The organism is Photorhabdus tasmaniensis (genome assembly GCF_011189505.1).
In the GTDB taxonomy this organism is placed as follows: domain Bacteria; phylum Pseudomonadota; class Gammaproteobacteria; order Enterobacterales; family Enterobacteriaceae; genus Photorhabdus; species Photorhabdus tasmaniensis.
On the sequence record NZ_PUJU01000018.1, the window covers coordinates 12,856 to 34,095 of the forward strand.

Below are 21,240 nucleotides of genomic sequence, written 5' to 3' on the forward strand. Positions count from 1 at the left end.
ATATCATCATCAATTATCATACCGATGTGAAGAATAATTATATCACTATGTGTTAGGAGGTTTTTTTATGTCACATACCACTATTTTAACATTACAGGGGCTCTCCTGTATGCACTGTGTTAACCGTGTGAAAAAAGCACTGGAAAATCGTACCGATGTAGAGCAAACAGATATTACGATTGCTTACGCTAAAGTAACCGGAGAAGCCTCTCCTGAATCTTTAATCGAAACGATTAAAGAAGCGGGTTACGAAGCCGCCATTGCCTGCCAACCTGATGTCGAACTGGCACTTTCTGGCCTGAGCTGTATGCATTGCGCAGGTACTGCACGTAAAGCACTGGAAGCCGTAGATGGCATTATCGCCGCAGATGTGAATACTGAAACCGCTAAAGTTTACGGTAAAGCCGATACCGATACGTTGATTGCCGCCATTGAGCAAGCGGGTTATCACGCAAAACTGGCTGCTAGCCAAAACTCCCCAAAATCTAAGCCGCTGACAATATCTGCTTCAAACAGACCGGAACCTTTGGCAGCGGCAACCCCTTCTGTTCCGGTCGAAAAAACGGATGTATTCCTGGTCAGTGACAGTGATGACAGTATCCAGTTGCTGTTGGATGGTATGACTTGCGCCAGCTGTGTGAACAAAGTTCAGAAAGCATTGCAAAGTGTTGCTGGCGTGGAAAATGCCAGAGTGAACCTTGCGGAACGCAGCGCTTTGATTACCGGTAGCGCATCACCTGAGGCGCTGATTCAGGCAGTGGAAAAAGCAGGATATGGTGCTGAACTGATCCAGGACGAAACTGAGCGTCGTGAACGCCAGCAACAAGTTTCTGAAACCAATATGCGCCGTTTCCGCTGGCAATCGGCATTAGCCTTGGTCGTCGGTATTCCCGTCATGGTATGGGGTATGATGGGCGATAATATGGTGCTCACCCCGGAAAACCATAACATCTGGCTGACTATCGGGATTATCACGCTTGCCGCGATGATTTTTGCTGGTGGTCATTTCTATCGCAACGCGTGGCAAAGCCTGAAAAATGGCAGTGCCACAATGGACACATTGGTAGCATTAGGAACAGGTGCCGCCTGGTTTTACTCCATCAGTGTCAACCTGTGGCCGGATATTTTTCCACCACAAGCCCGTCATCTTTATTACGAAGCCAGTGCCATGATTATCGGTTTGATAAACCTGGGACATGCTCTGGAACAACGCGCCCGCCAGCGTTCCTCAAAAGCACTGGAACGCCTGCTGGATCTGACACCACCGACCGCCCGTGTGGTGACAGAAGTTGGTGAAAAAGAGATCCCTCTGGCCGATGTTAAACCGGGAATGATATTGCGTTTGACGACGGGTGATCGTGTTCCGGTTGATGGTGAAATCATTCAAGGTGAAGTCTGGATAGATGAGGCGATGCTGACCGGTGAACCGATTCCACAGCAGAAATCCAGAGGCAATAACGTTCACGCGGGTACAACTGTGCAGGATGGCACCGTGCTGTTTACTGCCGCCGCAGTCGGCAGCCAGACGACATTAGCGCGGATTATCAAACTGGTACGTCAGGCGCAAAGCAGTAAACCCGAAATGGGTCAGTTAGCAGATAAAATCTCCTCCGTGTTTGTTCCGGTCGTTGTGGCGATTGCCGTGATTGCCGGTGCCATTTGGTATTTCGTTGGTCCGGCACCACAGATTATGTATTCATTGGTCATTATTACCACGGTGCTGATTATTGCTTGTCCCTGTGCTCTTGGGCTGGCAACCCCTATGTCGATTATCTCGGGTGTTGGCCGCGCCGCAGAATTTGGAGTTCTGGTTCGGGATGCCGATGCTTTGCAACAAGCCAGCACACTGGACACCCTTGTTTTCGACAAGACCGGTACGTTGACTGAAGGTATGCCACAAGTTACTGATATCCATACTTTCAACGGATACAGTGAACAAAATGTATTGATTTGGGCAAGCGCACTGGAAAGTGGTTCTAACCATCCATTAGCCAAAGCAATTCTTGCCAAAGCCGAAGGACTGGAATTACCACCAGTTGAACAATTCCGCACTCTGGCTGGACTGGGTATCAGCGGTGAGGTGAATGGTATGGCACTGTTGCTGGGTAATCAGGCATTGCTGGAACAAAATCAAATTGATACACAGGAATTAAAACCGCTGATTGCTCAACAGGCAGAAAAGGGCATCACGCCGGTTATTCTGGCGGCAGGCGGCAAAGCGGCGGCAGTGCTGTCAATTCGTGATCCATTGCGTGAAGACACCCTTAGCGCACTGAAACGATTGCATCATCAAGGCTACCGTTTGGTGATGCTGACTGGAGATAATCCGGTGACTGCCAATGCAATTGCCAAAGAAGCAGGTATTGATCAGGTGATCGCCGGTGTCCTACCCGATGGCAAAGCTGAAGCTATTCAGAAACTTCAAGCAGCAGGCCACAAGGTTGCTATGGTGGGGGATGGTATTAACGATGCTCCCGCACTGGCACAAGCTGATGTTGGGATAGCAATGGGCGGCGGTAGTGATATCGCCATTGAAACCGCAGCAATAACATTGATGCGTCACAGTCTGCATGGTGTGGCTGATGCGGTTGCACTGTCCAAAGGAACTCTGCGCAATATGAAACAGAATCTGTTGGGCGCATTTATTTACAACACATTAGGGATCCCAATTGCTGCCGGCGTGCTCTATCCCTTTACCGGAACATTATTAGATCCGGTGGTAGCCGGTGCCGCTATGGCGCTTTCTTCAATTACGGTGGTAAGTAACGCTAACCGATTACTGAGGTTTAAGCCTAAATTCTGAATCACCAGAGAAATGAGTCCGCTTTAATGATCTACCCCAGCACCTTCTCATACAGAGATGAGGGGAAATCTCCTTGTATACTGACAGTAGTAAAGAAACATTCAATGGAAATGAATAAAGGTACAGCTGTAATATTAACCTGAAAATAGTTAGCCTAAAAAATATATGCCGAAACTGGAGTTCAAATGGGACGACTGATTAAACACCTTGCCAATATACTGGGGCTGAACTCATCCCACCACCGGTATCCTTATCCAGCTTGTGATATTACACTGGCAGGTGACCGACATCTGCATCTGGTAGGCAGTATTCATATGGGCACGGAAAACATGTTTCCGCTTCCAGAAATATTAATAGAGCAGCTTAATCAATCCGATACATTAATTGTGGAAGCAGATATTACTCAGGCAAGTTTCCCATTTCATAATGACGAGGTTCAATCGTATTCCCGTATTGAACAACGTCTATCTTCTGAAATGTATCAGGATTTTCAGCGCTGCTGTAATGAAATCCGGCAACAGGAAGAATGGCTTAATTTATTACCCTCATGGCAAATCGCTTTAATTTTACAGTCTGAACAAGCGCAAAATCTTGGATTGTACTCTCACTATGGTATCGATTATCAGCTACTGAATGCAGCCAAAGCACGAGGGAAAACAATTATCGAACTGGAAGGTACTGAATCACAGATTAAGTTACTCAATCAAATACCGAATAACGGCCTGCCACTACTGGAAGATACATTAGCCCATTGGTACGCCAATGCCCGCGCTTTACAAACGATGATAAGTTGGTGGATGGATTATCAGCCTGAACAGCAAGAACATGCTTTACCAACAACTTTCAGTGAAGAAATATATCAACTGCTGATGACTGAACGTAATAAGCAATGGGATCAGCGCTTACGGGAATTACCTGCCGGCCGGTATTTGATCGCTGTCGGAGCTTTGCACTTATATGGTGAGGGTAATTTGCCTCAGATGCTGGTGGAAGAGTAGAGTTAAAAAAAGGCCAATATTTCTATTGGCCAGTCAAAAAGAGGAATAACCTATTATTTTCGTTATTCTTATTATTAAGGGGTATTACCCGTTTGTATACAGGTAACAGAGCCGAGAGTCAGAATATCAATTTCACAATTCTATTTCATCCGTTATCCTAGATTATAAAATTACCCTCTGTAATGAAATCATGACACCGGCGATCATTTTATTAGAAAAACAAAAAGTTAACTTCACGCTTCATACCTATGAACATGATACCAATGAGCATAACTTTGGTGATGAAGCGGCTAAGAAGTTAGGATTAAATGCCAGACAAGTGTTTAAAACGTTGCTGGTCGCACTTAATGGTGATGCTAAAAATTTAGTCGTCGCCGTTACCCCTGTTTCAGGTCAACTGGATTTGAAAAAGGTCGCCAAAACCTTTAAAGCCAAAAAAGCAGATATGGCTGATCCATACATAGCCCAAAAAATCACGGGTTATCTGGTCGGTGGGATCAGCCCGTTAGGACAGAAAAAACACTTGCCAACAGTTATTGATAATCAGGCGCAACAGTTCCCGACTCTGTTTATCTCTGGCGGTAAACGGGGATTAGATATTGAACTGGCACCTGCTGATCTGTGTCGTTTGCTGAATGGTACTTTTACCGATATAGCAAAAGTTTAATCTCAGTAAAAAAGGGCCGCCAGATTGGCAGCCCTTTCAATTCATCACGTTGTCAGGGATTAGTGATAAACAATTTCACCTTTTGGCTCATAATCAGCCTCTTTCAGTGGTGAGTGCTTCTCGATATAGCCTTTTAGAACTTCTGCATCAATAAAACCGGTGTTGACATAGGTTGGGTAATTATCAATACGTGGGTAACCATCACCACCAATAGCGTTAAAATCAAGCATTGCCATGCGGTAAATTTTATTTGGCTCTAATGGTTTACCACCAATTTTTACCTCTTTAACATGTTTACCATCAGCAACCAAGCTGACATTCACGAACTGAGCATAAGCGCCAGAGTCAACTTTCATATTTGCAATCGTCGCCAGATATTGCTCAATTTCGCTGCCTTTCATCTCAACGTAAACCAATGTGTTAGCAAATGGATGCACTTTCAACACATCTTTATAAGTGATGTCGCCTGATTCAATTGAATCACGAATACCACCACCACTCATAATCGCGAAATCAGCATCAGCGCGTTCCATCATGGCAGAAAGAACAACATGGGCCATATTAGTCTGAACAAAACGAACTTTGCTGCGATCACCTTCCAATTTACCGTCAATAGAACCCACTTTTAAACCAAGCTGTTTATCACCTTTATCCTGATAAGGCGTCAGCAACTTCATCATTTCCGGGTTTTGAGCAATTTCATGAGTGTAGTAAACTCGTTCAGCAGAACCCTCTTCCTTTTGCACTTTCTTCTTGAGATTAATGGGGATCAACTGATAGTGAGTCAGCTTTAATTCACCATTACGGAACTGGAAATCAGCACGACCAACATATTTGCCCCACTCGTGAGCCTGAACAATCCAGATGCCATTCTGGCGATCAGGCGAACATGGCGTTCCTGGTACATAATCGATCTGTTTGTAATTTTTATTTTCCGCAGACATACAGACCGGATCTTGTGAGTGACCACCTACAATCATATCCAGATAACCCGCCGGCAAACTGCGTGCCATTTCAACATCACCCGGTGCGTTGGAGCCATGATTACCGTTGTCATAGTGTCCCATATGCGTTGCCGCAATAATGACATCGGGTTTTTCATTTCTTTTCAGTTCCTCAACCACCATTTTAGCTTCTGTAGCGGGAACACGAAATTCAACATCAGGGAAATTAGCAGGATTGCCGATTTTTACCGTATCATCAGTCGTCAAACCGATAACCGCAATTTTCACACCCTGTTTATCAAAAATGGTATAAGGCTTGAACAAACGTTTACCGGTGCTGGTCTTGTAAATATTGGCCGCAAGGAATGGAAAATTTGCCCATTTTTCCTGTTGACGCAACACTTGCAAAGGATTATCAAACTCATGGTTACCCAACGCCATTGCATCATAGCCCACCAGGTTCATACCTTTAAAATCAGGCTCCGCATCTTGCAAATCGGACTCTGGTACGCCGGTATTAATATCTCCGCCGGAGAGCAGTAATACACTACCGCCTTTTTTAGCGATTTCCTGACGAATTTCATCAACTACCGTTTTTTGCGCAGCCAAACCATATTCGCCGTAGTCGTTATGCCAAAAATGACCATGATGGTCATTTGTGTGCAAGATAGTAATGTCATAGGTTTTGTCTTTCTCCCATGCATTTGCCATTGCTGGAAGTAGTGTCATAGAAACAACCAAAGCACAAGCTGAGGTTTTAAACGAAAACGTCATGGTATATCTCCATGTTTTTTTTAGTGAATTGCCATGCAAAAACAGCTTCAGAAGCTAACAAGGCGGGATTAATTGATCATCCTATGGGATAGGTCACTTAATGTGATTATTAGAACATGATTCGTTTCATCTTTTCGAGCATCTTATCAAACTATTATCTGGGATAGTAAAAAATCAACTATCAGCCTAATATATATTTAAGTGCAACAAATAACCAATGAACTTACTTCCAAATGAGACAGGCTGGCAGTTAATATGAGTGAACAAAGCAACACCACCATAGTTCCACCTCATGCAAGAAAAACCAAGAATACCGTTTTTACTATTCTTGGTGCGATCAGTATTTCACACTTGTTGAATGATATGATCCAATCGTTGATTCTGGCGATTTATCCTTTACTGCAATTAGAGTTCAACCTGAGTTTCGTGCAAATTGGCATGATCACATTAACTTATCAGATTACGGCGTCTTTATTACAACCACTGATAGGTCTTTATACTGATAAACATCCACAACCCTATTCATTACCCATTGGGATGAGTTTTACCTTATCCGGCCTGTTACTGCTGGCCTATGCTGACAGTTTCCCAATAATCTTATTAGCGTCTGCATTAGTTGGTACTGGCTCTTCGGTATTCCACCCTGAATCATCGCGCGTAGCACGCATGGCATCTGGAGGTCGCCACGGGCTGGCTCAATCTCTTTTTCAAGTCGGCGGTAATTTTGGCACTTCCCTCGGGCCTTTGCTGGCGGCTGTGTTTATCGCACCTTATGGTAAAGGCAACGTTGGCTGGTTCTCTTTGGCTGCGTTACTGGGAATTGTCGTGTTGTTGCAGGTCAGTAAATGGTATAAGGCCCAAAATCATACCAAAAAAAATCAAACCAAAATTGCCCCTGCTGTTAAAGTTTTATCAAGAAAAACAGTGATCATTTCTCTGTCTATTTTGCTGATCTTAGTATTTTCCAAATATTTTTATCTCACCAGTATCAGCAGCTATTACACTTTTTACTTAATACACAAGTTTGGCATTTCCGTACAAAACGCCCAGTTTCATCTGTTCATCTTTTTATTTGCAGTTGCAGCAGGGACCATCATTGGCGGACCTGTTGGTGATAAAATCGGCAGAAAGTACGTTATCTGGATCTCAATCCTTGGTGTTGCACCTTTTACATTGATTCTGCCTTATGCTTCTCTGTACTGGACAAGCATTCTGTCAGTGATTATTGGTGTGATCCTGGCATCTGCGTTTTCTGCAATCCTGGTATATGCTCAGGAGCTTATTCCGGGTAAAACCGGGATGATATCCGGCCTGTTTTTCGGACTAGCTTTTGGTATGGGAGGTATTGGTGCCGCGGTACTGGGTTACATTGCGGACAGGACAAGTATTGAACTGGTTTATCAGATTTGTGCTTTTCTGCCGTTACTTGGAATATTTACCGCACTATTACCTAATATAGAAGATAAGAACTAGAAAAATCGCCAAACCGCACCACATAAAATTTATTTTTTATGTGGGCATAACCTTTATATACCTCATAAATGTTCAAACAAATCAATAAAAATCGATGTTACGGGTAATTTAATCCTTTCAATCCATATTTTTTGATGTTTTATTCATTTTTTTAGCGAATTTACCTCGAATTATCTATAAAATACGGTTACACCTACCTCTTCACTATTCTATTTAATAGCCTCAGTAAGAAGGAGTTTTAATGGAGCATTCGACACCACTTATCACCACTCTCGTTGGCGGGTTCGTCCTCGCTTATCTGCTTGGTATGCTGGCACAACGTCTGAAAATCTCACCACTGGTTGGTTATCTTACTGCCGGTGTACTCGCGGGTCCTTTCACCCCCGGTTTTGTCGCTGACGCATCACTGGCACCGGAACTGGCCGAAATTGGTGTTATCTTACTCATGTTTGGTGTTGGACTGCATTTTTCACTCAAAGATCTGCTGGCAGTAAAATCCATTGCTATCCCCGGCGCTATTGCACAAATACTGGTAGCAACACTGCTTGGTGTCGGGCTATCGGCAATACTGGGTTGGGAGTTATTTAGCGGGATTGTCTTTGGTCTCTGCCTGTCAACCGCCAGTACTGTCGTTTTGTTACGAGCGCTGGAAGAGCGTCAACTGATCGATAGCCAACGAGGTCAGATAGCTATCGGCTGGCTGATTGTTGAAGATCTGGCGATGGTACTAACGCTGGTATTACTGCCTGCGGCTGCCGGTATTCTGGGTAATCATGACGCCAATATCGGGCAGTTGATTATGGAACTCGCCATTACCGTCGGAAAAGTTATCGCGTTTATTCTGCTGATGATTGTTGTTGGCCGCCGTCTAATTCCGTGGCTACTGGCAAAAACCGCCAGTACCGGCTCCAGAGAACTATTTACCCTTGCCGTACTGGTTATCGCCCTGGGTATTGCTTACGGTGCCGTTACGCTATTTGATGCCTCATTTGCGCTAGGGGCATTCTTTGCCGGTATGGTACTAAACGAGTCAGAACTCAGCCACCGTGCTGCTCAAGATACACTGCCACTCAGAGATGCTTTCGCTGTTCTATTCTTCGTATCCGTTGGTATGCTGTTTGATCCGATGGTACTGATTCAGCAACCACTTGAGATACTGGCAACACTGGCAATTATCATTATCGGTAAATCTGCCGCTGCAATGTTGCTGGTAAAGATGTTCGGTCATTCACGCCGTACGGCGCTGACGATTTCGGTCAGTCTGGCACAAATCGGTGAATTTGCCTTTATTCTGGCTGGTCTTGGCGTTGCACTTGGCCTGCTTGACGGAAATGCCCGTAACCTTGTTCTGGCTGGCGCGATTGTTTCTATCATGCTGAACCCAGTTCTGTTTAGCCTGCTGGATCGTTATTTGGAAAAAACAGAAACCATTGAAGAACAGTTATTGGAAGAAACGCTGGAAGAAGAGACGCAAATTCCTGTCAATATCTGTGGTCACACTATTGTTGTCGGTTACGGACGCACGGGTAGCTTGCTATGCCAACGCTTGCAGGAAAATGGGTTCCCTCTGGTTGTTATTGAAAATACCAGAGCCAAATTTGAGGAACTGGGTGAACAAGGTATCAGTGCAGTCATGGGTAACGCGGCCAGCAAAGACATTATGTCACTGGCGCGCCTAGACTGTGCTTGTTCCTTGTTATTGACCATCCCTAATGGTTATGAAGCGGGTGAGATTGTCGCCAGTGCAAGAGAAATCCGCCCGGATATTAATATTATTGTCCGTGCTGACTATGATGACGAAGTTACCTATATCACGGAGCGCGGAGCTAGCCATGTCATTATTGGCGAACACGAAATTGCCAAAACAATGGCAAATGTGCTGATAAACGGTGAGCAAGGTTATCCGGTTGAACCTCCGCCAGTATCGCCCTTTTCTCCATCACTGTGAGGAAATGCTGACAATGGAATAATTTCCTATTCATAACCGAGTTGGGTCATGACCTTTATCATATGATATATTCCATGACCCATTTTATTCAAATTTAAAACAGAAAAAATCAAACACAAATTCAACAGCCTCCAATATTTTCTTGAATAAATCTTATTTTTCAAAAAATTAATAGGAAAACAATATCAAATCTCAATATTACATCAGAGATATAACATTCCCTTGATTGAGGAGTAAAACATGGAGAATGAGAAAACGGATAGTACTAAAGAAGCAAAACGATAAAACAGATTAGGTTTTAAACGACCAGCTTCCTGTCCTTCCCGATATAATATTTTTCCTACTCCCGTCCAAATCAGGGAAACGGGTAACAATGCACAAACAAAAGTTGTCATGGAAAAGATATAATCTACCCACTGAGTGAACGCAGTAAAAGGCAAGACATAGGTAGCAAATACAAAAGCCTTGGGATTAAGCAAAGTGGTAAACAACACAATACTGAAACAAACTTTCACCCCATTTTTGCTTAATGAAAAATGCCAGACTTTAAAAGCTAAATAAGCAATGTATGTTGAAGCACAAAGCTTTAAAACTAATATCAACCATATGAAAGTCTGAGGAATTATGGATAACAATAATCCCCATAAACTAATTGCGGTTAGATAACCCAACATCTCAGCCAATACCAACCTGAGTATGCTAATAAAACCATATGAATATCCAGATAATACTAAAAGGGTATTTGTCGGGACAGGCATCATTAAGACCATTGTCAACATACCAACAATTTTCACATAATCATAATAACTACTCATAGTATCCTCAATGACGGTTATATAATAATTTAATCATTCGACGTGTAATAGAAAATACTTATTACAAGTTTCAACATGTGCTTCTCCTTCCTCAAATGACCAACAATGAAATTATAGTTACTGAATGCTATTAATTTTATTTAGCCACTATTAACTTCATCTTTTATTCGAATGTTGGGAATCTCAATGTATCTTCAGAGCATCTCTATAAATCTGGTTCAACAACAAATAAGACTAAAAAAACCTGTACTATCGAAACCAAAATCAGAAAACCACAACCCGCGTATCGATACACTGGATGCTATCGCTATTACAACACTACATCTCCCTTTAGATAATTTGCCAGGAGGAAATAAAGAACAACACTCCTATTTAGAAAAGCGTCAATCTATGAAAGGAGACTACACAAAAAATATGAAATTCCAGGTCGGTTTAGGGAATGTCACTAAAATATATTATTTCAAAATGAATCTCGGTGCTGCTATCAATAGCCCTGACCACATAAGGTATTCATGAACATATTATGGTACACTTAAGCGTCTTAATATTACGTCTGACCACAGATAGAAGCATTATTTTACAAGCGGGTGACTTTTACATTTAATGGTGATGTTCCACACACTTATGTTTGTATTGATGAAATAGTAAGTGCAACAGTTATCATATCTTATTCTATACTGACATAACAATTCGCTACAAAATAGAGATGTTAACTCCCCAAACATAAACACTGCAAAAAGACACCTTAAAACACCTTCTCAATTAATTTTTTGTGAATGAACGAAGTTTATAATCTGATGAGCAATCTCTTCACCTCTATCTGACAAGATGAAATGCCCTCCAGATAAACTTAATACTTTAAAAATTCCAGGGCCGTATTGGCTCCACTCCAATACTCTCTCATCTAAAAGAGGATCATCATTTCCATATATGACGAATAAAGGAATATTTTCTAGCTGCCTATCCTGATTTTGATTAATAGAATCTGCAATTGAAAGATCGGCCGCCAAAACTTGTAAAAATTGCGATCTTAGCTCGGGTTCATCCTTTAACCAGTCAGGGATCCCGCCAGCATAAGTCGCAAAATCAAGAAGTTTATCCTCTGATGTTTCTCCCTGTCGTATTTCACAAAAGCATTTGCGTAAATGTATCGGCAGATTTGAAATAACAACCAGATTAACTTGGCGCCCAGGTTGACGGCATCGTACATAACGAGCCATCATATAGGCCAAATAAGCTCCCAGGCTATGTCCAATAAAAGTCAGCGCCCCTTGCGATGGTACCTTCGTAGCAAAATCGGCGATAGCATCATCAATCTTATAAAGAAGCCGCTCTTTACGACGTTTCCCACGCCCAGGTAACTCCATTGTGTGAACCGAAAAATATTTTTTCAGGGCCGCAGAGAAATTATGCATTACGGCGGCGCTTCCTCCAGCATGAGGAAATAGCAAAGCATGAAAGCCATGAGGATCATTCATATCATTTTCCCTCAATCATTCTCCCCACAAGCGCAGAAAATAGAATAATTCCGCCACCTATACTTTGCAATAACCCAATATGTTCTTGCATAATGATAATAGCAAACATAGCTGCAAACGCCGGCTCAAGAGAAATGATTAGGCCAACACGAGTCGGGCTTGTGACTTTAGCGGCGTATAACTGCATTAAAAATGAAAATGCCGTAGCAAACAAACTGAGAAATAAAATATATCCCCATATATGGTATGGAATGTGTAAAATCATGCTAAACGATGATGGAGAAAATAACGATACACCTACCAAGCCCAATACCGCCACCGTCACCAATTCAATTAAGGTAATATGCACCAATGAATAATCTTTCCCCACTGTTTGCCGCCCAAACATAAATATTTGGAAACCACGGATCAATGCAGCAAGTAAAATCAGTATATCTCCACTATTAAAGCTAAAAAATCTGCTATCGGAAAAACTCAGTAATCCACCGCCAACCAAAGAGAGCAGGCACATAAGATAGACCATATTACTCTGCCGTTTCTTACCAATCACTCGTTCAAAAATTGGAACAAGAATAACCGACAGAGCAATCAGAAATCCCGCATTTGATGCAGTTGTATACTTAACACCTAAAGTTTCAAAGGTCAGAATTGCATACAGTAAAACACCAAAGATAACACCATTTACCACTTCACCCTGCCGTATTTTGGCAAAATTAATCCGCGTCCCCATAAACATAAAAGGAACAGACAAAGCAAAACGCAGCATTAAAAACAGTGGTACGGCAACACCGGCCTGAATGATTAATTTCATCAGAGAATAACTTGCTCCCCATGAGAGAGCAACAGCAATCAAACCAATATCGATCAGATAAAGTCGTGCTCTTGGTGGACGCAAAGTATCATTCAACATAGTCAGACCTTAAATCACCGTGGATGGCATCATAGCTGATCCGTAGTGTGCTCTTTTTAAGCTTCACAGCCTTGATTGAAAATTCAACGATACTTCCCAATGTCTTAACATGTGTCCCCGCGCAAGGCATGGCTTCAGTTCCTTCAATCAAACAGAAGCGTATTTCATTTTCTATCCAAGTTTTAACCGGCAAATTCGCTTTTATCTTCTCTTGCATCGAAGTTTCAATTCCTACAAGCGGTAATTCGCTTACGGGAACTGTATCTGAACCCATTGCTGTAAATTCAACCCTCGATTCCCCTGGAAAATGGTGCCCGGTTTTCGCCAACCACCCATACCGGCGCAGTTCCCAATTAAGCAAATGACCGGCGCTATGCAGCGCCGTATTTAATAAACGTTCTGACTGGGACACTGATGCTTCAACTTTTTCCCCAAGCACCACATCCAGTGTTTTTTCAGGGTAAAGAACAATCAATCCTGAAGGTTGTCTTTTCACTTTAACCGGAACATTATTAACCCAGCCGCTATCTGCCGGTTGCCCTCCACCCTGAGGATGAAAGATGTTCTTCTCTAGCGCAATCCAGTGACCATATTCATCATTGCCCATTACTAAAACGGAGCTGACTAAATGAAAGCAATAAGTATCACTAATATAACATTGATGCTGGGTCATAATCATTCCACCGCGGTTATTACACTAATAATGTATTAAACTTGTAGCCTCGCAGGTTATGCGTTGCAATTCTATTATTTTGGTTATTACTATTACCTACCACGATAACATTACCAAATTTATCCAAGGGAATGCTTCCTCCATATTCATGCACAATATCTGTGTTAGGATAAATGTCAACGTAGCTTGGCGCATAACGCGTCGCAAATCCCATACGGTAATCCTTTTCCGTACTATTTGGGTAAGACGCATGCATCAGTGTCGACCAAAATATTACGCACTGCCCCGCCTTCATTACCAAAGGCACAGCCTGATTTTCATCAGGTTTCCAATCGGAGTCTATCTGCAAGTTACGATAATCGTAGCCAAAAAAGCCGCGTTTTTTACCCTCTTTCTCAAGCTCATTAATAATATCGGCCTGATAGTCCATTGATTTGTTTTCATCATAATTCATTTTATGATGTGTGCCTGGTATAATTTCCAGACATCCATTTTCAATAGTAGCATCCGTAAATGCAGTCCAGACAGTTAATGTCCCCTTACCAAAACTATTCTCCGTTTCTCCAGGCCATAAAATCTGTGGCTTCCCACTGGCATTAGCAAATGTATCAGCTTGATGCCAATCAGTACCTTCATCTCCAGGGTATTTAGGGAAAAACTCTGTACGCCAGCATAAAACATCATTACCCAAAATACTTGACACAGGCGCTACAATACGCGGGTTGGTAATATGCTTGCTTAACAGTTCAATATCTAAGTGACGATCATAATTTGAGATGTTCGTTGCTGCGCTGTAAGAATCAGCAGAATACGCCGCATAGCTTCTATCTGGTAATGCTCTTCTTACATTATTCCATATCTCGGCCATTTCTTCCGGGGTGTAGATTGTCAAAGGACCAATAAAACCATTTTTATTAAAATCGTCCAGCTGTTGTTCAGTCAGAAATAATTCTTTACTCATAATATTATATTATCAACTTGAAATTAAGATTACTTGGCCTGAGAGAAGGCTTCCATTAATGACACGTTATAAAGCCTCTCCATTGAGATAGAGAAACCATATTGTTTATTAATACGTTCATTCAACGAGACTGCAATCATTGAATGCCCACCCAAATCAAGAAAGTTATCGTCCTTTGTTACAGACACTTCCAAGATATCTTGCAACCATGTTATATAATCCTTTAAGGCTTTTACCTTATCATCTCTTATATTACTTTCAGATAATTCATCAACTAACATATGCTAACTCCAGTGAATGTATAATCGCAGATTTATCCATCTTTCCATTAACGGTTCTTGGGATTCTATCTAACCTTTTATATTTCAGAGGTCTCATATAAACAGGAAGTTTATCTTTAGCCAATATTTTAAATCTTTCTATCAATGTAACATCAGACTCTATAATAGAAGAAGAAAAATAGCAAAGCAGATAATCCCCAAGCATTTCAGATCTTAATGCTATAACGCAAACATCTTCAATCCCATCAAGTTGAGCCATAATAGATTCAATCTCACCAGTTTCAATTCTATAACCGTTGATTTTAACTTGTTGGTCAATTCTACCCTGATAGATTAATTCATCATTATCGTTACATTTTACTATGTCACCAGAACAATAATAGACTATTGATAAATTATTATTCTCTATTTCGATGAACTTTCCTGATGAAGTGTTATCGCTGTTCAGATATCCTTCAGTAACCTGTCTTCCGGAAAGGAGTAATTCACCACTATTATCAGAAAACGATGAATCTTGAAGCTTCCTAAGTATATAATTAAAACTCGGTAATACTTTACCAATAATAGATTCTGGTTTATCGAGATCGTTTTTTTTAACTACATGCAAAGTCGCATGAACGGTAGTCTCAGTAATACCATACATGTTAATGAGTAACGGAGAATCTAAACCAAATTTTTTCTCCCACGGCTTCAATGCCTGAAAGTTAAGGCGCTCTCCTCCAAAAATAATAAAACGTAACGCTAGTTCCGAACGATTAAAATTCATCAATTTAGGTGCATTAATAGAAAAAGCCGTTGGTGTTTGATTTAATACTGTTACATTTTCATCTTTTATTAACTGTGAGAGTTTTTCAGGTTCAATTCGTGTCTCATCATCTGGTATTAACAACGTCCCACCATAGGCGATAGCAGACCACATTTCCCATACGGAAAAATCAAAAGCATAAGAGTGATATAACATAATCACATCTCTGGAATTAAACTGATAAAAACTTTCCGTAATTTCGAACAGTGCACTCAAGTTATTATGCGTTATTGGTACCCCTTTAGGCTTACCCGTTGTACCGGAGGTATAAATAACATATGCAATACCAGTCAACTGCGATGAATCGCTCACTGACTGGAATATATCCATTTGCTGAATACAATGATAAATATCACAAAAGGGGTAATCTTTCTGATGAAAGTTATCCTTATCCCCGATAATGAATACAGGTTGAACATCTTCCAAAATCAGTTGGTTTCTTTCTATGGGCGCCTTTTTATCCAAAGGTACATAGGCTGCCCCCAAAGCCTGAACAGCCAACAATGACGCAATTAATTCTGCCGAAGGTGTTAACTCTACAGCGACAAAATCTCCCGGCTTAACACCATTTAATGAAAGATAAGATGCAATCTTTCCAACCCATTGGTTTAAAAGCCCGTAAGAAACTGTCTGATTTCTATATTTCACCGCTGTCAGGTGTTTATTTTTTTGAGTAATGTAAAAAAAACGACTCAACATCGTGCACTTATCATGTGAATCCGCCAAAACAAACAAATATGTTTTTTATGTTAGTTTAGAATAACAAAATGAAATTTTATAATAAATAGATTAATTTATTTAGAATTAAAAAATAAAATTTAATAATTATAAAGGAAGTAATAATGTTAAAAAAAATTATTCACCTTAAAACAAAAACCATTTACTAATAAGGCATAAAATTACAATACACAACTATTATAATAATAAACAATTAAAGAGCGGTCCTAAAAAAGTCAGTCTTTTCCTTTCATACCATTACGTATATTAGTGATCAGTGTAATCTCTTTCATTTAGAAAAAATACGGCTGTAAGCTACAGCCGTATTAAATTACGCAATAATGAATATAATGAGCTGATATTATCTAATAATTACCGTTCCCAGTAAGACTCTTCCAGACTATCTTCTTTTTCTGGTAAACCACGGCTTAATCGTGGTGAGTGCTGACTCAATACCTGATAACTCACTCTGTTTGCATATTTACAAACCTGAGCAAGTGATGAATATGTCAGGTAAGTACGAATATGCTTACTGGAATTAGGCACATTCATTCTGTGATGGTTGTTAGCGGTTATATCATGCAATAAAGCAGATAAAGCACCATCACCCGCACCATTAGTATTCATAATTTTTTCTGGCCCCCCCATATAAGGTTCAATATGGGAGTAAACTTTCATTGGAGTTTGGCAATCAGATTTTCGCATAGCGCGGCTAAATTCATAACGGTTAAATTCAGCAATAGCACCTGGCAGCAGTGGGTGAGTTGTCTGACGCTTATAATCTTTTTCCGTATACCCCGCCATATATAATCCCGCAGGACCTGCGGTACACAAAACTAAATCGACCCAATCCAGAGCCATATCTGACGCCAATAATGGATCACTGAAACCAGTAAGCTCATAAGCTTCATCTTCATTCATTGCCAGAACAGAAATATTCTCAACCAGAAAATCGCGCCACCATTGTGGATCATCAGCAATAACATATTTTGTCCCCAAAGTCAGAACAACAGGTACACTATGTTTTTTCGCATATTCGATGGCTTTCATTGTCGCTTCTGGCATTGGTTCCCCAGGCTTGCAACGAACCAAATAAGCGGTTAATACCAAGGCTGAAGCTTCAGCGATAATCTGCTCAGGAATACTCTCCGGTTTTAGTTGGTTCATTTGTCCAGGACTAATGGCAAAAGTCCGTTCACCATTTTCTGTCACCAGCGTAAAACAGCGGCCAATTGTGCCGTCCACACCTTGTAAATAATTTAGATCAGTTCGACTAGAGGTGTTACATAAGTAGCGGTAAGCATAGCTGCCAATCTGAATGTTATTACACATCGCGCCCAGTAAAACAGAGCGATCATCAGCCAGCACTGAATAATTATGTAAAGTATTACCGATCGTGCCACCAGCAAATTCGTGGCTGATAAGATTGTTATCCGTCAGTTCTCTATACAAGGTTTCAGCTACATCATCTTCAATAACTAATGAATGTCCCTGGCTGAGGTGATAACGCCGGATAAAATCTTCGTCTACTTTCGCCTCAATATCCACTAATGTCTGATCGATACCAACAATATAAGCTCGGTTATTCTCACCATCCATCATTTCTTTAATTGGCTGGAGTAAAGGATCACGCAGACTGACAGGAAAATAGTGTTTTGATTTACGTTTACCAGGGAATTTCATATTTGATTAATGCTATAACGCCAAAAGATGCAGCATGTTAGCACAATAAAAACTGACAGGCAGCAAGTGTCATTGCAACACCGGCTGCCAGAAAGATTAAGCCACTTGCTGACGACTGCGCGCCACGTGACGAATCAGAACAAACATTACCGCTAGGATCAAACCGATAAAGGCACTGCCTACCAAGATAAGCAGACGTTTAGGCGAATCTTTCTTCGTTGGTTCATAAGGCGCCTGCATATATTTAAATGGCTGGAAGTTAACTTTATCTATTTTAAGTGATTTAAGTTCGTTTATATAGAACATGCGGTTACGTAAATCACCATCAATCAAGGATGGATCTTTGATCTCTTCTGTAATTTGCAGCTTACGTTGTAATGCATCAGCGCCCAAAGCAATGGAATAATCTGGATCGTCTTTGATCATTGCTCCTTCGCTGGAAATAGGCTTTTTAATTCCTGCTGAATTGGCGATAGATAATGAATATTTCAATCGCTCAATATTAGCTCTTTGTATATTTTGAACACGGTTCAAATCAATTGCATACAAACCTTCAGAGTAGGCAAGCTTCTGTTTCACCATATCTCTCAATTCACTTTCCAACCGCTCATGAACAACAGATGACACATACCCGATATAGCCATTTAGCAGGTTATATGCATCCTCAGCAGTTCCGGCACTGAAAGTCAGTTTAGTTTCACCATTTTCATCATCTTTTTCCACTTTTGAAGAAGATGAAATATTATTATTTACAATCTTTTCAATAAGTTTTCTTTTTGCAAGTGGTGAATGATCATCTGATTCAGCTAGCAGATTTTTAAAATATTCTGTATTAATCAGATATTCTTCTCGTAAAACACGTGAATTAAAATTATTTAAAAAATTATCATACAGTGATGATGAAGTTACCGATGATTGTAAGCTTAAAACCTCAAATTTAGTCAGGATATTTTTAAGTGGCTGTATTTCTTCAAGTTGAGGTTGAATAACTGAAGCTGAACTGGTCCATTTTTGTGGCATAAAAGATGCCGTTGTAAAACCAATGACAGCAAAAATGATAGTAACAGCAATAATCAATAACTTTGATTGAAATAAAACAGAGAATAACTCAAACAAATCAATTTCATCGTCTTGTTTTGAATTGTAATAATTAAAATATTCTTCACTGGAGTTAGGGCTTTTAATCGGTTTAATACTCATTATTTATGTCCAAATTCAAATATGACTGTTGCTAACTATTCTACAAAACATCATCCCACAGAGCCCTCAGTTTATATCCTGAAAAACCGGGCGAAACAGCTCGGATAGATAGACTCCCGCGTGAGAATATATCATTAAAGAGTCATTTAATCCTAATGATAGATTAATTGTATATACTATTCGTTTTGCTTCCAACAAGCCCGCTCACCAACGCTTCTAGCAGAAAAATATGATTACTATTGTCGTTAAGCGCAGGAATATATTCACATTTCTGCCCACCAGCATTAAGAAATATCTCTTTATTCTGCTGTTTTATCTCTTCCAACGTTTCCAGACAATCGGACGAAAAGCCGGGACAAAGTACCTGAATATGCTTTATTCCCTGATTAGGTAATGATTTCATGGTTTGATTAGTGAATGGCGTCAACCAAGGTTCACGACCAAACCGCGACTGATAAGTCATCATTACCTGCTCTGCCGGATAGTTAATTGTCTGCTTTAGCAACCGGGTTGTTAACTCACACTGTTCAGAATAAATATCACCTGTATCAACAAAACGCTGTGGAATACTATGGTAGGAAAATAGTAGTCTGTCCGGCTTGCCATGCTCATGAAAACTCTGCTCAATAGTCTCTTTCAATGCAGAAATATAAGCAGGATGGTCAGCATAACTACGGATAAAGTGAATTCCAGGAATAGTCCGGTATTTCTGCAATACTTTGCTGACACCATCAAACACAGCCGCAGATGTAGAACAGGAATACTGAGGATACAGTGGCAAGACAATCAATTGCTCAACACCCTGTTTGAGCAGATTGTCAATTGCCTGCTCAAGCGATGGAGAACCATAACTCATTCCCAATTCAACAGGAATCACTGCCAGTTTTTCTGCCAGCAATTTCTGCTGACGACGGCTATATACTAACAGGGGAGAACCTTCATCAGTCCAGATTTTCTGGTACAACTTTGCCACACGTGAAGAGCGGAAAGGCAAAATAACGCCATATAGTATTGGAATCCAGATAAATCTGGAAAAGTCGACAACTCTTTTATCACTCAGAAACTCAGCCAAGTAACGTTTTATAGCCGCCGTTGTCGGCTCATCAGGAGTGCCAAGATTAACTAATAAAACGCCATACTTACCGCTGCTCATCATGCCGATTCCCTATTGTCTTCTCTGGTGAGAACCCTAACACAATAAAATACAGATGAAAATCATGTTTATCCATCAAGACAATAAATAAAAACCAACTGATTTACCTGAAATAGTAAAGAAATAATATAAGAATAAGGCAGCTTACAAGCCGCCTTTTAAACATCACTAAGGTTGATTAATCCAGAATTTTGACTAATTCTTCACTAACTTCAGATACCTTGCAAGTACCATCAATTCTGAAATATTTAGTATCACCTGCTTTAGCTTCTTTCTGGTAATAAGATACCAAAGGAGCTGTCTGTTGATGATATTCAACTAAACGTTTACGCACGATATCTTCATGATCGTCTTTACGAATAGTCAGATCTTCACCGGTAACATCATCCTTATTTTCCACTGCCGGTGGATTAAATTTGAGGTGATAAACACGGCCAGATGGCGCATGTACACGGCGCCCACTGATACGTTCGATAATCAGTTCATCAGGAACATCGAATTCCAAGACATAATCAACATGAATGCCGGCCTCTTTCATTGCATCAGCCTGAGGAATGGTACGAGGGAACCCATCCAACAAGAAGCCATTGTGACAATCATCTTGTTTGATGCGCTCTTTTACCAAAGCAATAACCAGTTCATCAGTAACCAGCTTACCATTATCCATCAACTCTTTGGCTTTTAAGCCCAATTCTGTGCCAGCCTTAACCGCAGTACGCAACATATCACCGGTAGAAATTTGAGGGATCCCATATTTCTCCATGATAAATTGCGCCTGAGTCCCTTTACCGGCGCCCGGAGCGCCCAGCAGAATAATACGCATTGCGTAAATCCCCTTGCTAGTTAGTTTTTATATTTGTCAGAAAACGAGTCACCATACCATTTGGAATAGGGTTCGCTCAAGAAAACAGGGAAACGATTTCGTGATATTTTTTTGCAAAAAATAAACCACGCCCC

The 21,240-nt window shown here is 40.9% G+C and carries 18 protein-coding genes; 6 read left to right on the forward strand and 12 right to left on the reverse strand.

The features are described from left to right. The first annotated feature begins 67 nt into the window (after window positions 1-67). The 3 genes from copA (at window position 68) to ybaK (ending at window position 4,468) form a co-directional block, all read left to right on the forward strand. Entirely contained in the window at window positions 68-2,803 is a 2,736-nt protein-coding gene (gene copA / locus C5471_RS10365) for a copper-exporting P-type ATPase CopA (protein ID WP_133816073.1), read from the forward strand. Window positions 2,804-2,988: 185 nt separating this feature from the next. Next, window positions 2,989-3,801, forward strand: a complete 813-nt coding sequence (locus tag C5471_RS10370) for a TraB/GumN family protein (protein ID WP_133816072.1) — start codon at window positions 2,989-2,991, stop codon at window positions 3,799-3,801. 190 nt (window positions 3,802-3,991) lie between these two features. Beyond that, window positions 3,992-4,468 carry a Cys-tRNA(Pro)/Cys-tRNA(Cys) deacylase YbaK gene (gene ybaK / locus C5471_RS10375; RefSeq protein ID WP_133816071.1) on the forward strand — a complete coding sequence of 159 codons (477 nt, stop codon included), beginning with the start codon at window positions 3,992-3,994 and terminating at the stop codon, window positions 4,466-4,468. 59 nt (window positions 4,469-4,527) lie between these two features. Here the strand turns inward: ybaK and ushA are convergent, their stop codons facing one another. Then, entirely contained in the window at window positions 4,528-6,186 is a 1,659-nt protein-coding gene (gene ushA, locus C5471_RS10380; RefSeq protein ID WP_133816070.1) for a bifunctional UDP-sugar hydrolase/5'-nucleotidase UshA, read from the reverse strand. A gap of 255 nt (window positions 6,187-6,441) precedes the next feature. Between ushA and C5471_RS10385 the strand changes: the two genes are divergently transcribed. Further along, a complete protein-coding gene (locus C5471_RS10385) occupies window positions 6,442-7,659 on the forward strand; it encodes an MFS transporter (RefSeq protein WP_133816069.1) in 1,218 nt (405 codons plus the stop codon). Window positions 7,660-7,900: 241 nt separating this feature from the next. Next, a complete protein-coding gene (gene ybaL, locus C5471_RS10390) occupies window positions 7,901-9,607 on the forward strand; it encodes a YbaL family putative K(+) efflux transporter (RefSeq protein WP_133816068.1) in 1,707 nt (568 codons plus the stop codon). A gap of 203 nt (window positions 9,608-9,810) precedes the next feature. Here the strand turns inward: ybaL and C5471_RS10395 are convergent, their stop codons facing one another. Next, window positions 9,811-10,422 carry a LysE family translocator gene (locus C5471_RS10395; RefSeq protein WP_133816067.1) on the reverse strand — a complete coding sequence of 204 codons (612 nt, stop codon included), beginning with the start codon at window positions 10,420-10,422 and terminating at the stop codon, window positions 9,811-9,813. 186 nt (window positions 10,423-10,608) lie between these two features. On the opposite strand from C5471_RS10395, the gene C5471_RS10400 reads away from it, so the two are divergent. Further along, entirely contained in the window at window positions 10,609-10,938 is a 330-nt protein-coding gene (locus C5471_RS10400; RefSeq protein WP_133816066.1) for a hypothetical protein, read from the forward strand. Window positions 10,939-11,180: 242 nt separating this feature from the next. Here C5471_RS10400 and C5471_RS10405 read toward each other — a convergent pair whose 3' ends face one another. From C5471_RS10405 to adk, 10 genes are all read right to left on the reverse strand, one after another. Then, a complete protein-coding gene (locus C5471_RS10405; RefSeq protein WP_133816065.1) occupies window positions 11,181-11,900 on the reverse strand; it encodes a thioesterase II family protein in 720 nt (239 codons plus the stop codon). A 1-nt stretch (window position 11,901) separates the two neighbouring features. Then, a complete protein-coding gene (locus C5471_RS10410; protein ID WP_133816064.1) occupies window positions 11,902-12,810 on the reverse strand; it encodes a DMT family transporter in 909 nt (302 codons plus the stop codon). Further along, a complete protein-coding gene (locus C5471_RS10415) occupies window positions 12,800-13,483 on the reverse strand; it encodes an alanyl-tRNA editing protein (protein WP_133816063.1) in 684 nt (227 codons plus the stop codon). The genes C5471_RS10410 and C5471_RS10415 overlap by 11 nt, the downstream gene beginning before the upstream one ends. A gap of 19 nt (window positions 13,484-13,502) precedes the next feature. Continuing rightward, a complete protein-coding gene (locus tag C5471_RS10420; RefSeq protein ID WP_133816062.1) occupies window positions 13,503-14,444 on the reverse strand; it encodes a chlorinating enzyme in 942 nt (313 codons plus the stop codon). Between the two features lie 29 nt (window positions 14,445-14,473). Continuing rightward, window positions 14,474-14,725 (reverse strand): phosphopantetheine-binding protein, encoded by a 252-nt coding sequence (locus tag C5471_RS10425; RefSeq protein WP_133816061.1) that lies wholly within the window; start codon window positions 14,723-14,725, stop codon window positions 14,474-14,476. Continuing rightward, entirely contained in the window at window positions 14,715-16,229 is a 1,515-nt protein-coding gene (locus tag C5471_RS10430; protein ID WP_133816060.1) for an amino acid adenylation domain-containing protein, read from the reverse strand. Before C5471_RS10430 ends, C5471_RS10425 begins: the two co-directional genes overlap by 11 nt. Before the next feature lie 390 nt (window positions 16,230-16,619). Continuing rightward, the gene (locus tag C5471_RS10435; RefSeq protein WP_133816059.1) at window positions 16,620-17,930 is read right to left on the reverse strand and encodes an inosine/guanosine kinase; all 1,311 of its coding nucleotides are present in this window, start codon (window positions 17,928-17,930) and stop codon (window positions 16,620-16,622) included. 96 nt (window positions 17,931-18,026) lie between these two features. Next, on the reverse strand, window positions 18,027-19,130 hold the full coding sequence (gene wzz(fepE) / locus C5471_RS10440) for an LPS O-antigen length regulator Wzz(fepE) (RefSeq protein WP_133816058.1): 1,104 nt from the start codon (window positions 19,128-19,130) through the stop codon (window positions 18,027-18,029). Between the two features lie 163 nt (window positions 19,131-19,293). Next, entirely contained in the window at window positions 19,294-20,283 is a 990-nt protein-coding gene (hemH, locus tag C5471_RS10445) for a ferrochelatase (protein ID WP_133816210.1), read from the reverse strand. A gap of 178 nt (window positions 20,284-20,461) precedes the next feature. Continuing rightward, window positions 20,462-21,106 (reverse strand): adenylate kinase, encoded by a 645-nt coding sequence (adk, locus tag C5471_RS10450; protein ID WP_133816057.1) that lies wholly within the window; start codon window positions 21,104-21,106, stop codon window positions 20,462-20,464. Window positions 21,107-21,240: the final 134 nt, after the last annotated feature.

Bases quoted from the DNA above. Each gene is read 5' to 3' on its own strand.
- copA (WP_133816073.1), top strand. From the start codon at position 68: ATGTCACATACCACTATTTTAACATTACAGGGGCTCTCCTGTATGCAC.
- C5471_RS10370 (WP_133816072.1), top strand. From the start codon at position 2,989: ATGGGACGACTGATTAAACACCTTGCCAATATACTGGGGCTGAACTCA.
- ybaK (WP_133816071.1), top strand. From the start codon at position 3,992: ATGACACCGGCGATCATTTTATTAGAAAAACAAAAAGTTAACTTCACG.
- ushA (WP_133816070.1), bottom strand. From the start codon at position 6,186: ATGACGTTTTCGTTTAAAACCTCAGCTTGTGCTTTGGTTGTTTCTATG.
- C5471_RS10385 (WP_133816069.1), top strand. From the start codon at position 6,442: ATGAGTGAACAAAGCAACACCACCATAGTTCCACCTCATGCAAGAAAA.
- ybaL (WP_133816068.1), top strand. From the start codon at position 7,901: ATGGAGCATTCGACACCACTTATCACCACTCTCGTTGGCGGGTTCGTC.
- C5471_RS10395 (WP_133816067.1), bottom strand. From the start codon at position 10,422: ATGAGTAGTTATTATGATTATGTGAAAATTGTTGGTATGTTGACAATG.
- C5471_RS10400 (WP_133816066.1), top strand. From the start codon at position 10,609: ATGTATCTTCAGAGCATCTCTATAAATCTGGTTCAACAACAAATAAGA.
- C5471_RS10405 (WP_133816065.1), bottom strand. From the start codon at position 11,900: ATGAATGATCCTCATGGCTTTCATGCTTTGCTATTTCCTCATGCTGGA.
- C5471_RS10410 (WP_133816064.1), bottom strand. From the start codon at position 12,810: ATGTTGAATGATACTTTGCGTCCACCAAGAGCACGACTTTATCTGATC.
- C5471_RS10415 (WP_133816063.1), bottom strand. From the start codon at position 13,483: ATGACCCAGCATCAATGTTATATTAGTGATACTTATTGCTTTCATTTA.
- C5471_RS10420 (WP_133816062.1), bottom strand. From the start codon at position 14,444: ATGAGTAAAGAATTATTTCTGACTGAACAACAGCTGGACGATTTTAAT.
- C5471_RS10425 (WP_133816061.1), bottom strand. From the start codon at position 14,725: ATGTTAGTTGATGAATTATCTGAAAGTAATATAAGAGATGATAAGGTA.
- C5471_RS10430 (WP_133816060.1), bottom strand. From the start codon at position 16,229: ATGTTGAGTCGTTTTTTTTACATTACTCAAAAAAATAAACACCTGACA.
- C5471_RS10435 (WP_133816059.1), bottom strand. From the start codon at position 17,930: ATGAAATTCCCTGGTAAACGTAAATCAAAACACTATTTTCCTGTCAGT.
- hemH (WP_133816210.1), bottom strand. From the start codon at position 20,283: ATGAGCAGCGGTAAGTATGGCGTTTTATTAGTTAATCTTGGCACTCCT.
- adk (WP_133816057.1), bottom strand. From the start codon at position 21,106: ATGCGTATTATTCTGCTGGGCGCTCCGGGCGCCGGTAAAGGGACTCAG.